The organism is Streptomyces sp. SAS_281 (genome assembly GCF_052542855.1).
This window is the reverse complement of sequence record NZ_JBMNDO010000011.1, coordinates 46,097-57,684: the sequence shown is the minus strand read 5'-3', so window position 1 is coordinate 57,684 and position 11,588 is coordinate 46,097. Positions and strand designations below refer to the sequence as shown.

At 73.5% G+C, this 11,588-nt stretch carries 11 protein-coding genes and 1 pseudogene; 5 read left to right on the top strand and 7 right to left on the bottom strand.

Features of this window, described 5'->3' with window-relative positions; genetic code table 11:
* Positions 1–42: 42 nt before the first annotated feature.
* Both ACN6LM_RS06770 and ACN6LM_RS06765 read right to left on the bottom strand, forming a co-directional pair.
* Entirely contained in the window at positions 43–1,155 is a 1,113-nt protein-coding gene (locus ACN6LM_RS06770) for a PP2C family protein-serine/threonine phosphatase (protein ID WP_445064340.1), read from the bottom strand.
* 129 nt (positions 1,156–1,284) lie between these two features.
* The gene (locus tag ACN6LM_RS06765; protein ID WP_445064339.1) at positions 1,285–1,638 is read right to left on the bottom strand and encodes a hypothetical protein; all 354 of its coding nucleotides are present in this window, start codon (positions 1,636–1,638) and stop codon (positions 1,285–1,287) included.
* Between the two features lie 190 nt (positions 1,639–1,828).
* Here ACN6LM_RS06765 and ACN6LM_RS06760 point away from each other — a divergent pair, with 190 nt between their 5' ends.
* A complete protein-coding gene (locus ACN6LM_RS06760; protein ID WP_445064338.1) occupies positions 1,829–2,929 on the top strand; it encodes an SMI1/KNR4 family protein in 1,101 nt (366 codons plus the stop codon).
* Positions 2,930–2,961: 32 nt separating this feature from the next.
* Here the strand turns inward: ACN6LM_RS06760 and ACN6LM_RS06755 are convergent.
* A pseudogene (locus ACN6LM_RS06755) lies at positions 2,962–3,285 on the bottom strand (IclR family transcriptional regulator domain-containing protein); the annotation flags it as partial.
* Positions 3,286–3,629: 344 nt separating this feature from the next.
* On the opposite strand from ACN6LM_RS06755, the gene ACN6LM_RS06750 reads away from it, so the two are divergent.
* Positions 3,630–4,880, top strand: coding sequence for a hypothetical protein (locus ACN6LM_RS06750; RefSeq protein ID WP_445064337.1), 1,251 nt, complete (start codon positions 3,630–3,632; stop codon positions 4,878–4,880).
* Positions 4,881–4,954: 74 nt separating this feature from the next.
* Here ACN6LM_RS06750 and ACN6LM_RS06745 read toward each other — a convergent pair whose 3' ends face one another.
* From ACN6LM_RS06745 to ACN6LM_RS06735, 3 genes are all read right to left on the bottom strand, one after another.
* Positions 4,955–5,623, bottom strand: a complete 669-nt coding sequence (locus ACN6LM_RS06745) for a hypothetical protein (RefSeq protein ID WP_445064336.1) — start codon at positions 5,621–5,623, stop codon at positions 4,955–4,957.
* A 53-nt stretch (positions 5,624–5,676) separates the two neighbouring features.
* The gene (locus ACN6LM_RS06740; RefSeq protein ID WP_445064335.1) at positions 5,677–5,988 is read right to left on the bottom strand and encodes a hypothetical protein; all 312 of its coding nucleotides are present in this window, start codon (positions 5,986–5,988) and stop codon (positions 5,677–5,679) included.
* Positions 5,989–6,123: 135 nt separating this feature from the next.
* Positions 6,124–7,293: a Rieske 2Fe-2S domain-containing protein gene (locus ACN6LM_RS06735; protein WP_445064334.1), complete on the bottom strand. Its 1,170-nt coding sequence runs from the start codon at positions 7,291–7,293 to the stop codon at positions 6,124–6,126.
* 177 nt (positions 7,294–7,470) lie between these two features.
* On the opposite strand from ACN6LM_RS06735, the gene ACN6LM_RS06730 reads away from it, so the two are divergent.
* The 3 genes from ACN6LM_RS06730 to ACN6LM_RS06720 all read left to right on the top strand — a co-directional run bounded on the left by ACN6LM_RS06730 (position 7,471) and on the right by ACN6LM_RS06720 (position 10,900).
* A complete protein-coding gene (locus ACN6LM_RS06730; RefSeq protein WP_445064333.1) occupies positions 7,471–8,232 on the top strand; it encodes an ABC transporter ATP-binding protein in 762 nt (253 codons plus the stop codon).
* A complete protein-coding gene (locus ACN6LM_RS06725) occupies positions 8,229–9,596 on the top strand; it encodes an FtsX-like permease family protein (protein ID WP_445064332.1) in 1,368 nt (455 codons plus the stop codon). Before ACN6LM_RS06730 ends, ACN6LM_RS06725 begins: the two co-directional genes overlap by 4 nt.
* An 80-nt stretch (positions 9,597–9,676) precedes the next feature.
* Entirely contained in the window at positions 9,677–10,900 is a 1,224-nt protein-coding gene (locus ACN6LM_RS06720) for a sensor histidine kinase (RefSeq protein WP_445064331.1), read from the top strand.
* On the opposite strand, the gene ACN6LM_RS06715 is transcribed toward ACN6LM_RS06720, so the two are convergent.
* Complete coding sequence (locus ACN6LM_RS06715; protein ID WP_445064379.1) at positions 10,872–11,552, bottom strand: LuxR C-terminal-related transcriptional regulator; 681 nt, start codon at positions 11,550–11,552, stop codon at positions 10,872–10,874. The genes ACN6LM_RS06720 and ACN6LM_RS06715 overlap by 29 nt on opposite strands.
* Between the last annotated feature and the right edge of the window lie 36 nt (positions 11,553–11,588).

Here is an 11,588-nt window from a genome sequence, read left to right as displayed (position 1 = left end):
ACCAAGGGAGCCGTCAAGGGGGACCGGTCCGGGGCCACGAAGTCAGGTCCCGGGAGCGGCGGCGTACCCGATGGCGATCATGGCCGCGTCGTCGTCCAGAGAACCGCCGGCATACCGCAGCAGATCGTCGCGGAACCGGTCGATGAAGGAGTCGGGGTCGCCCTCGGCCCACCCGGTGACCCGTTCCGCGAGCGGATAGAAGGCGCGGGAGGCGTCACGGGCCTCGGTCACTCCGTCGGTGTACAGGAGCAGCAGATCGCCGGGAGCGAACCGGAAGCTGTCGATGTGGTAGCGCGGTTGCGACAGGCCGCCCAGCCCCAGCGGGGGAGCGGGCGAGACGGCGTCCATCGTCAGCGGCCGTCCATCGCGCAGGACGAGCGGCGGGGGATGCCCGCAGGAGACCATGCGCACGCGGTCGTGGCGGTCGGGGATGTCCAGCACCGTGGCGGTGATGAACGACTCCCCGGGGCCGCGCCCGTCCGACTCGGGCAGCCCCCGGGACACGCTCTCGTCCAGATGGGCGACCAGCTCGTCCAGGCCCGCCCGGTGCCGGGCCGCGGCGTGGAAGGCGCCGAGCAGCAGCGCCGCGTCGCTGACCGCGCCCACCCCCTTGCCCCGTACGTCACCGATGATCAGCCGGGTCCCCGTGCCGGTGCGCGCCGCCGCGTACAGGTCTCCGCCGATCTGCGCCTCCGCCTCCGCCGCGAGGTAGAGCGAGGCGGCGCGCAACGGCCCGAGACGCCGGGGCAGAGGGGGCAGGACCACCCGCTGGACCGCCTCGGAGACGTAGCGCACCTGCTCCAGCTCGCGGGCGCGGCGCTCCCGCAGGACGCAGAAGACGACGAGGCAGATCCCGACCAGCGCCAGAGCGACGATCTGCGCCTCGTGGTTGGCCGAGAGCAGTTCGTCCGGTTCGCGCAGCACCCCGACCGCCGTCTGCGCGATCACCGCCAGCGCGGCCACGAACCCGACCGCCCGGGGGCCGCCGATCGAGGGTGTGATCGCCGGGGCCGCCACGAGCAGCGGGCCCAGATGGATGTCGGGCGGTGCGAGGACGTCGACCAGGAACACCGCGATGATCCAGCCGATGGGGACAGCGAGCAGCGCCCGGCCTCCTCGCAGCGGCCGGCGGCGTCTTTCGGCGTGCTGCGGCATGACTCCTCTCTACACCGAGCCCGCCCGGCCCGCACCGGCAGACGCGCGGGCCACGCCCTGGCGGGCCACGCCCGAGGGGGCCGCGTCCGTGGCCGTGGCGTCCGGACGCAGCCCCCTCGGTCGGATGGCTCAGGAGAAGACGACGGACCGCAGGAGCAGCCGGTCGGACGCGCCCTTGCCGGGCGGCAGGACGTAGTAGGTGTCGCCCTCGCAGTCGGCGTCCAGGAAGACGATGGCGGTGGCGTCCGTGAGGTTCTTGGGAGCCCGCGAGGGGGCACCGGGCAGGGACGCGGGGGCGTCCAGGTCGACGCACCGGCCGCTCTCGGGGTTGTTGAGGAAGCCGACGGCCTCGTACCCGTCCGCGGTGGTGTACGAGTACCGGAACTGGCCGGTCGCGGCCGACGCCGAGCCGGGCACGGCCACGAGAAGCACGGCCGCGCCGGCGGCCGCGCCGAAAGCCCTGGTGAGAGAGCGAAGGGACACTGGGGATCGACCTCTTTCTTGTTGTCCTTCGGGTCGGTCCCAGAGATGCCCCCGCCGCCGGGGAGCCAACACGCTCTCCCCCGATCGAGGGCCGTCGAATCGATTCTTCAAGGGCGAATGGCCCATCGCTCGACGGGTGTTGGCCCGCCCCGCCGCACGATGCCCCGGGGGGCGGTGCGAGCGTGGGGCCATGACTACTGACGCACCGCCGGTCCGGGTCACCCGGGCATGGGCGCACATCCTGGAATGGCTGGCCGACTACACCCCGCCCTCGTACGCGTCCCTCCGGCCAGGCGCATCCGACGACGACATAGCCGCACTGGAAGCGACCCTGGGCGCGGACGTCCCGGACGAGCTGACAGCGCTGTGGCGGCTCTCCGCCGGTGAGGACGGCGTGAACGGTGCGGGGCTCATGCTGGGGGACCGGGCCCTTATGCCACTCGATGCCGTGGCCGAGGTCCACCGGCGGCAGATGGAGGTCCAGGAGGAGGTCGGCTCAGGCGAGGACCTCCCGGCGTTCTGGGAGCCCTCGTGGATCCCGTTCTGCTCCTACCGCCCCGACGACACCGTCTCCGGCCTCTACCTGGACGGCCGCACCGGCGGGGTGTACCGCTGGAACAGGTACGGGGAACGCGACTGGGAGTACAAGTCGCTGCCCGCCTATCTCGAACTCATGGCCATCAGCCTGGAAGCCCCCTTGACGGCGGCGGGCCCGGAGAAGCCCGGCATGCTGAACGGCGCCTTGGTGTGGGGACCCCCGGACGGCGAGGGCGGCGACCAGTGGGTACGCCACCTCGGCCAGGCCCCGCCGCGCCATCCCGCCAAGACCCTCGGCGCGATCCGGGAGGCGTTGCCCCACGACGAGCGCGACGCGTTCGACGAGCGGCGCGACGCGCTCGGCCTGGCCGACCCGGAGGCCGTCGCCGCCTTCCTGGACCACTGGTGGGGGCGTGCCGTGGAGGTCCAGGAGCAGTTGGAGGACGACATCGCCTCCGCGCTGCGCGGCAACGTCATGGCGCAGCCCGGCCGCGATCTGGCGCCCGAGCACGAGGCCGCGTTGCCGTCCGCGCTGCGCCACAGGCCGCCGTCCTTCGACGACATCCGGACCGCCCTGCGCCACGAGAGCGTCCGCGCACGGTTCCGCCAGGACCTCCTGAACGCGATCCCGCCCCACTTCCCGGCACTGCTGCTGCGCTGGTGGGACATCGCCCGCCTGATGGCCGACCCCCGCGGCGACCGGGCCGTGCGCGCTGTGGTGGGCGGCCGCCGCGATCCGCGGAAGGCCCGGTGACCGCGTCCCTCAGGCGCGGTCGTGTGCCCCCCAGTGCCGCGCATCACCCGCGAGAGCCCGAGGGCGGCCGTGCGCCCGGCCGGTGCCGGCTGGGCGGGCCGGGACCGGGCGCGCGGCACGGCCACGGACAGGGCCGCCACCGCCGTCGGGCCGTCGAACACCGGTGAGGCGATGCAGCTGACCCCGAGGGCCGCCTCCTGCTCCTCGTGGGCCGGCCCGGCGACCTGGATCTGCTCGATGACCGTGCGCAGCCGGGCCGGGTCGGTGATCGAGTGCGGGCTCAGCCGGGGCAGCGGCCGGTCCAGCACATCCTCGGCCGGGGCGCCCTCCGAGAACGCCGGCAGGCCCTTCCCGATCCTCGCGGGTGATGCCGACCGGGGCGATCATCGAGGCGGCCTCGCGCCCATGACCGCCGTCGCCCCAGGACGCCACCGGCTCGTCGCCGGGCGTCAGGTTCTACGCCGGCGGAATCAGCCTCGTCGGCCTGGTCGCGGCGGTCCTGATGTCCCGGATGACGCCCGGTGCGGCCGTGCGGCCGGCGCCGGTGCCTGCGCCCGAGCCCCGGAGCGAGGCGGTCCGACCCCGGGGTTCCGGCCGCTCACGGCACATCTCTGGCCAGTTACGCCCTCACGCCGCAACTCCCGTGGCCGTTACATTCACCCCGACCCGGACTCGTACACCTGAGGGGGAACACGTGACGATGCGATCCATACGCTTACGCTCCGGCGGTCTACTCATCGCGGTGACCGCCACAGCGGCGGCCCTGGCGGTCACCGCGATCGGCCCCGCCGCCGCGCCGGCCGCCGCGGCACCCACCGAAGCGACGTCGCCCCAGCCCGGCGACGCCTGCACGACGGCCGACCTCGGCACCCGTCACCCGTACATCAAGAGCACCGAAGTGTCCCCGACGATCACCCACTTCAAGGGCTGGTACGTCACCGAGGGCACCACCGGTGAACAAGCCGTCACCACCACCACGACCACCACCATCAAGGTCACCGTCGGCCTCGACGACAAGATCGAAGCGAGCTTCGCCGTGGACGCCCTCAACAAGGCGGGCGTGAGCGTGGGCCTGAGCGTGAAGATGGAGTCCTCCACCACCAGCACCGAGTCGAACGCGGTGACCTGGAACTTCAACCAGCCCGGCTACTACGGCGTCTACAAGGGCACCAAGAAGGTCACCGGCACCTACGGAAGCCTCAACTGCAACCGGGCCCAGCAGACAGACGGCAGCTGGGCACTGCGGTGGGCCGAGGGACCCGGCAGCGGCAGCTTCACCACGTACACCACCCTTGAGGAAGGTGCCGTGCGCTGCCAGGACCAGGTTCCCGCGGGGAGCGTCATGGCCGAGGCGCAGACCCTCCTCGACTGCGGCGCGTCCACCGCGAAGACCGCGCATCCGGCGGGCGCGGTGGCCCCCACGGCCAAGCAGCGCCAGGACCGCCTCGCCCAGCCCGCGGCTCCGGCCGAGCGGCCCAGGGCCGCCGCGCGGGCCGCCGCTCTCGACTGCCAGTCCGCCGTGTACAAGATCGAAGTACCCGGAAAACCCCTGTCCTGGGGCGCGCCGCTCCTCGCGAACGACGGCGTTCGGCTGCGGCCCTCCTCCATCTTCAGCGCCCACCTGGACAACTGGCGCCTGTGCAACGTGACGGAGAGCAACGGCGTCCTCGAAGCGACCCTGTGGAACTGGGGCAACGGCGGCTGCGCGACCATCGCCGAGCAGGACGCCTCCGCCGAACGAGCGATCCTGACGACCGCCTCCTGCGCGGAGGACGACCTCCAGCGGTTCTACATCTACCGCGACGTACCCGGCAGCACGTCGATCGGGGTGCAGAACAAGTACACCGGCTCCATGATGGGCCACGACCGCTACGCGGACGGTGAGTTCATCCGCCAGTACTCCAGCGGCCGGCAGGACGGAACGGGCACGTACCACCTGACCGGAGTCTGAGGACCCCGTCACTCCGCGCCGCCCCGCACCCGAACCTTCGGCCCGGTGCGGGGCCGCCGGTGTCACCGGGTGCCTCAGCTCACGGTCCGGCCGCTCACCTGGTCAGGCCCGAAGTAGCGGGCGGTCACGGAGGCGAGCGCGGGCAGGGGTTCGCCCTCCTCGAAACCCCTGGCGTGCTTGAAGGCATGGACCACGCAGGTGCGCACGGGGTGTACCGGTCCGTCGCCCATGTCCCCGAGGGCGTTCGCGGACAACGGCCGGTTCTGCGGGCGCGCCAGGGCGAAGCACGCCAGCGTCGTGCGTCTGTCCTCGAACCAGAAGTAGTCGGTGATCGCCCGGTTGCCGAAGTCCATGTGGTCGAAGACGACGGCGACGTCCTCGACCCCGTACGGGGCGGCGCGCAGCGCCACCGGCAGGTCGAGCAGCTTCTCACCGGAGGCGAGCAGACGCGCCTCCTCGTGCGAGGGGCCCCATGGCGGCGGTTCGTCGTCCGGCTCCGTCGTGTCCCACGGAAAGTCCTCCGTCCTCAGCACCGTACCCACGGGCGGCCTGTCCCACCTGGCCCGACCACTGACGCCGCCCCAGTTGAGACTCGCGTTGACACAGAGCCGCCCGGCGACCAGCGTCCACGGCGTCCGCACCACACGTTCGCGCGCCAACTCGACCGCCAGCCGTCCGAACGCCTCCGGACGGAGGAGCGCCGGCTCGGGGGGTGCCACGAAGGCGTCGGTCCATATACCCATGCCCCACTTGTAGCAACGGGCGTCGGGCGGGCGCGAGCGTGTTTCCGCCGCGCCTATCCATGTGCGGCGAGGTAGGCGAACACTCCCGCGCCCGCCCCGAGAAGGAGGAGCTGCAGGACGCCGGTCACCCAGTAGTGCCGGAGAAGGAGGAACCCGCCGCTCACGACTGCGGTGCCCAGGACGATCCACGCTGCGCGTCGGGCCTCCGCAGGGGCGGCGGGCGGGTTCACGGGGTCGTCGTAGCCGTCCGCCCACCCCGTCATTCCGTAGCGGAACAACAGACAGCCGATCAGAGCCACGTCGACGACGAGCCATACGCATCCGGCCGCGACCTGGAAACCCTTTGACGGCTCGCCATACCTCACACGCACCACCTCCCGCCCCACCGCGCCCGTCGCGGGCCCCGGTCCAGCGTGCCCGCACGTCAGTGCGTCGCGCATGAGTACGGCTACTCAGGGAGAGCAGGAGTTGGTTCCCGACGCCCGCACGCCGCGAGCCGGTCAGTGCGCGGGTGCCGCGTCCGTCCGCAGAGGCTCCGCGTCTCCGTCCCCGCACAGCCCGGCCCCGCCACCGCAGGGCCCCGCCCCGCGCGGCCCCTCGGAGACGGACAGCGGCACGCCGTTGGACCGCAGCGCTTCGCGCACGTCCAGGATCAGGGAGAACACCTCGTGGTTCCGGTCCTCGCCCTGCTCGTCCCACGCCCGCTGTTCCGCCTCGACCGCCATCCGGTCCTGCGCGAAGATGCGCTCGGTGAAACGCCTGATCAGGGGCGCGGCCGCGGTCAGCACGGCCGGCACGCGGGGCTTCCTGATCATGAGCAGCCCATGGACGTGACAGGCGCGCTGGTCGGCGCCCACGGGCACGTAGACCGCCCAGAGGCTGAAGACCGGCTCGTCGGCACCCTCCGGCACCAGGTCGAGGGTCTGGTACGGGTACTCCGTGCGGATGGTCATCACGTCCCGGGAGCCGCCCGCGATGCCCTCGGCGGCGAGCATGCTCGCGCCGGCGTTGCGCTTGCCTCCGGCGTGCGTGAACAGGTACCTGGCCTCCACCGAGCGATCGTCGCTCCGGTGTCCGATGAGCTCGGGACGGAGCCGGCCGACGACGCCCTGGTGCAGGAACTGGTGGTTCATGTCCAGCAGGTTCTCGTGCATGAACGAGTAGTGGCAGCGCACGATCCGGGAGTACGTCAGCGTCTTGTACCGCGGTGAGGAGAAGGCGGGCAACTGCGGCAGCGCGGAATCCCGCGCCTTGTCCGGATCGCCGGGAAAGACGAACACCAGGCCGTACGCCTCGCGCACGGGATAGCCGCGCACACCCCGGGGCGGCCTGCGGTCGTCCTTCGTCAGATACGGGATCTGCGAGATGCGCCCGTCACCGCGGTAGGCCCACGCGTGATACCGGCACCGGAGCACGTCACCCTCCACGACCCCCATGCTCAGCGGAACCTGCCGGTGCGCACAACGGTCCTCCAGCGCGTGGACGGCCCCGCTCTTCCCCCGGTAGAGCGCGAGACGCTCACCGGCGAACACGGCGGCGACCACCTTCCCGACCCGCACGTCCCGGGTCAGCGCCACCGGGTACCAGTAATCCGGATCGGCACCGACGCGCCGCAGATCCACAGCCCCGGAGAGATCCTCCCGCACCACGTCCGCGCCGGTCTCCTTCATGCCTCTCCCTCACAGATGGGGTCACACCGCCCACCTCATGATGGCCGCGCCGGCTCCCGCCGCCCCGTCAAGCGCGTCCGGACCGGTGACGGGCCCGGGCAGGGTGTGGTTTCCCGAACCGTCGATTCGGGGGCGGGCACGATCGAACGCCGCGCCTCACCCGCCGAGGATGAGGACATGACTGAGACGGCGACGGACACCGGGACGGGCATGGCCGCCCGGACGGAAGACCTGCATCGTGAGTACGGACGCGGCGGCGCCGCCGTGCGCGCGCTGCGCGGAGTGTCGGTGGAGGTGGACTCCGGTACGTTCACGGCGGTGATGGGGCCCTCCGGCTCGGGGAAGAGCACCTTGCTGCACTGCCTGGCGGGGATGGACCGGCCGACCCGGGGCACCGTCTGGTGGGGCGGTACGGAGGTGTCACGGCTGCCCGAGCGGCGGCTGGCGGTATTGCGGCGCAGCCGGATCGGGTTCGTGTTCCAGGCGTTCAACCTGATGCCCGCGATGACCGCCGCGCAGAACGTCGCCCTGCCGTGCCGGCTGGCCGGCGAGCGACCCGACCGGCGCCTCGTACTGGACGCGCTCGCCCGCGTCGGACTGGCCGGCCGCGAGCGGCACCGGCCCGGACAGCTCTCGGGCGGACAGCAGCAGCGGGTGGCCATCGCCCGGGCACTGGTCTCCCGTCCCGCGATGCTGTTCGCCGACGAGCCGACCGGCGCGCTCGACCGGGCCACCGGGCACGAGATCCTCGCCCTGCTGCGCGCCCAAGTGGACGAGCAGGCCGCCACCTGCGTGATGGTCACCCACGATCCGGTGGCCGCCGGGTACGCGGACCGGGTGCTGCTGATCGCCGACGGCGTCGTGGCGGAGGAACTCCACCGCCCCACGGCCGCCCTGATCGGTGAACGTCTGAGCCTGCTGGGCGGGGGAGGGCGGTGATCCCGCTCGCGCTCGGGCAGCTGCGCCGCCGGCCCGCCGCCTTCGCCGGACTGGCTGCCGCGCTCTTCCTCGCCCTCGCCACCCTCACGCTGTTCGGCTCCCTGTTCGCCGCGGACACTACCGCGCCGGCGGGCCGGGAGGCGGCCCGCGGACCGGGTCTGACGGTGATCGCCGGTGCCTTCGGCGAGATCGCCGTACTGGTCGCGTTCTTCGTCGTGGTCAACGCCCTGGGCTTCGCACTGCGCCGCCAGCACCGGGAGCTGGCCCTGCTCCGCACCATCGCGGCGACACCCCGCCAGGTGCGGCGTCTGGTGCGTGGCCAGGTCGCCGTGACCACGCTGGCGACGGCCCTGCCAGCCTGGGCCGCCGGCGCCGCCGCGGGCCGGGGCATGCTCGCCGAGCTGCGCCGGCGGGGGATGGCGGCACCGGGCGTCCGGGTGCCGGACACCCCGGTGCCCATGCTGGTGGCCCTGACCGTCACCCTGGCCGTCGGCCTGGCGGCCTCGGCCGTGGCGGCGCGGCGCATCACCCGGACCGCCCCCGCGGCCGCCCTCACCGCGAGCTCGACCGAGCACGGGCGTACGGGCGCGCCGCGCCTGCTCGCCTCGGCCGCTGTACTGGCGGGCGGCGGCTTCCTGCTGCGGCTGGCCGCGACACGGCCGGCCGGGCAGGTCGACAAGGCGGGGCAGGCGGCACTGCTCGGCGCGCTGGTGCTGCTGGTCGCGACCGCGCTGGCGGGACCCTTCGCGGCGCGTGTCCTCGCGGCCGTGCTGGGCGCACCGATACGGGCGCTGGCACCCGCCGCCGGATGGCTGGCCGACGCCAACCTGCGCGGGTACGCCCGGCGCTTGTCGTCCGCGGTGGTCCCGGTCGCACTGCTCGTGGGCCTGTCGGGCACCATGCTGATCATGACAAGTACCGCCGAGCACGCCGCCGGGACAGCGGCGTCCGGCATCACGGCCGACACGGACGTCTGGCTGCGCCGGACAGAACTCGCCATGCTCGTCTGCTTCGCCGCCGTCTCGACGGTCAACACCCTGGTCGCCGTGACCGCCGAACGCCGCCGCGAGTGCGCGCTGCTGCGGCTGACCGGAGCCACCCGCGGGCAACTGCTGCGCATGCTGACCGCCGAGGCCCTGCTGACCACGGCGGTGGGCCTCCTGCTCGGCGCGGCCGTCGCGGGCGCCGCCGCGTCGGCGTTCAGCACGGCGGTGAGCGGGTCGCCGATGCCGTACCTCCCGGTGGCCGGCTGCTGGTGGATCGGCGCGGGTGCCGTGGCGCTGACCGCCCCCGCCGTCGTGGCCACGGGCTTCTGGGCCGTACGCGGCCCGGCCACGGAACTGGCGGGCGCCGACGGTGACTGAGCACGGCGACGGGCCGGCCGTCCCGGACACGGCGCCACCCGGTCCGAGCGCGCCGCCCATGCGGGGCCGCGGAGCCGCGCGTGACTGAGCAGCGGCGATTCCTGACGGTCCGCGGCGGCGAGTGGGCCTTCGCCGTCGCGGGGCTGCCGCCGGCCCTGCTCGGCGGCGCCTACGCACTGACCGTCCTCTACGCGGGGACGCTGTTCTCCCTCACCGTGTTCGGCCTGCCGTTCGTCGCCGCCGCGCTGAAGGGCGCCCGCGGGCTCGGCACGCTGCACCGGCGACTGGCCGCCCGGTGGCTCGGTGAGCACATCGAGGCGCCGGCCCGGCTGCCCCGCGCGGCGGGCCCGGTCGCCCGGACACGCGTCGCGCTGACCGACCCGGCCGCCTGGCAGGCACTGCTCTATCTGCTGCTGCGGCTGCCACTCGGGCTGCTCGGGTTCGCCGCCGCGATGGTCGTCCCCCTCGGCTGCGGCTGGCTGATCGGCTTCCCGCTCTGGGTCCGTCTGATCGAACCGGGGCCGCACCCGGTCGGCCCGCTGGACGCCGCGGCCGCGCCGCTGGGCCTGACGATCCTGTGCACGGTGCCCCCAGTGATCCGGGCGCTGAGCGGGGCGAACCGCCGACTCGCCCGGTTCCTCCTCGGCCCGGTCCGCACCCAGCGGCGCGTACGGGAACTGGAGACCGCCCGCGCCATCCTGCTGGCCCAGAGCACCGACGAACTGCGCCGCCTGGAGCGCGATCTGCACGACGGCACCCAGGCTCGGCTGGTCGCCCTGGCCATCACCCTCTCGCTGGCCGAGGACGCGCTCCCGCCCACCCCCGCCCCGGAGCTCGTACGGCTGCGCACCCTTCTGGAGCGGGCCCGTGACCAGACCAACGACACCGTGTCCGAACTGCGACGGCTCACTCGGGGCATCCACCCGGTGGCGTTGGAAGGGGGCCTCGGCGAGGCGCTGCCGGGACTCGCCGCCACCTCGCCCGTGCCGGTCGCCCTCCGCCTCGACCTGACGGAACGCCCGGACCACGCGATCGAACGGGCCCTCTACTTCTGCGCCGCCGAACTCCTCACCAACGTGGCCAAGCACAGCGGCGCCCACTCGGCCGAGCTCACGGCCGGCCGGACCCGGGACCGCATCCGCCTGTCCGTACGCGACGACGGCCGGGGCGGCGCCGCGCTCGGTGCCGGGACGGGGCTGACGGGCCTGGCCGAGCGGCTCGCGGCGGTGGACGGCGAGCTCCGGATCGACAGCCCGCCCGGTGGACCGACCGTGGTCACGGCCGAGCTGCCGGCTCGTCTGTGACGTCCGGCCGGCTCCCGGTCTCCGCGAGGTAGGCGAGGACGGCCTTCACCCGGCGGTTGTCGGTGCCCGTCGCCAGCAGACCGAACTTGCCGAAGACGGCGGCGACATGTTTTTCCACCGCCCGCTCCGACACCACGAGCTGAGCGGCGATCGAACGGTTGGAGTGCCCCTGGGCCATCAGCTCCAGCACCTCGCGCTCACGAGGTGTCAGGGCGTCCACCCGGCTGCGCCGCCCGCCCCGCATCAGCTGGGTGACGATCTCCGGGTCGAGGGCCGTGCCCCCGTCCGCGACCCGGTGCAGCGCGTCCACGAACTCGGAGGTACGGGCGACCCGCTCCTTCAACATGTACCCGACCCCCGCCGCTCCGCCCGCCAGCAACCGCGAAGCCCAGGCGGTCTCGACGTGCTGCGAGAACACCAGGATGCCGACCTCGGGCGTGGCGGCGCGGATCTCCACCGCGGCACGAATGCCTTCATCGGTCTGGGTGGGCGGCATCCGGATGTCCACCACGGCCACGTCGGGCCGGTGTCCGGCCACCGCGTCGATCAGCCCCGGCGCCGTTCCCGCGGTGGCCACCACCTCGCACCCGCGTGCGCCGAGCAACTCGGCCATGCCGTCCCGGAGAACGACGGAGTCCTCGGCCAGCACCACGCGCAGGCGCCGGCGGATCACCCGCCCCGCCGTCTC

Coding starts and splice junctions, on each gene's coding strand:
- ACN6LM_RS06735 (WP_445064334.1), bottom strand. CDS start 7,293: ATGAAGGAGACCGGCGCGGACGTGGTGCGGGAGGATCTCTCCGGGGCT.
- ACN6LM_RS06750 (WP_445064337.1), top strand. CDS start 3,630: ATGCGATCCATACGCTTACGCTCCGGCGGTCTACTCATCGCGGTGACC.
- ACN6LM_RS06760 (WP_445064338.1), top strand. CDS start 1,829: ATGACTACTGACGCACCGCCGGTCCGGGTCACCCGGGCATGGGCGCAC.
- ACN6LM_RS06730 (WP_445064333.1), top strand. CDS start 7,471: ATGACTGAGACGGCGACGGACACCGGGACGGGCATGGCCGCCCGGACG.
- ACN6LM_RS06770 (WP_445064340.1), bottom strand. CDS start 1,155: ATGCCGCAGCACGCCGAAAGACGCCGCCGGCCGCTGCGAGGAGGCCGG.
- ACN6LM_RS06745 (WP_445064336.1), bottom strand. CDS start 5,623: ATGGGTATATGGACCGACGCCTTCGTGGCACCCCCCGAGCCGGCGCTC.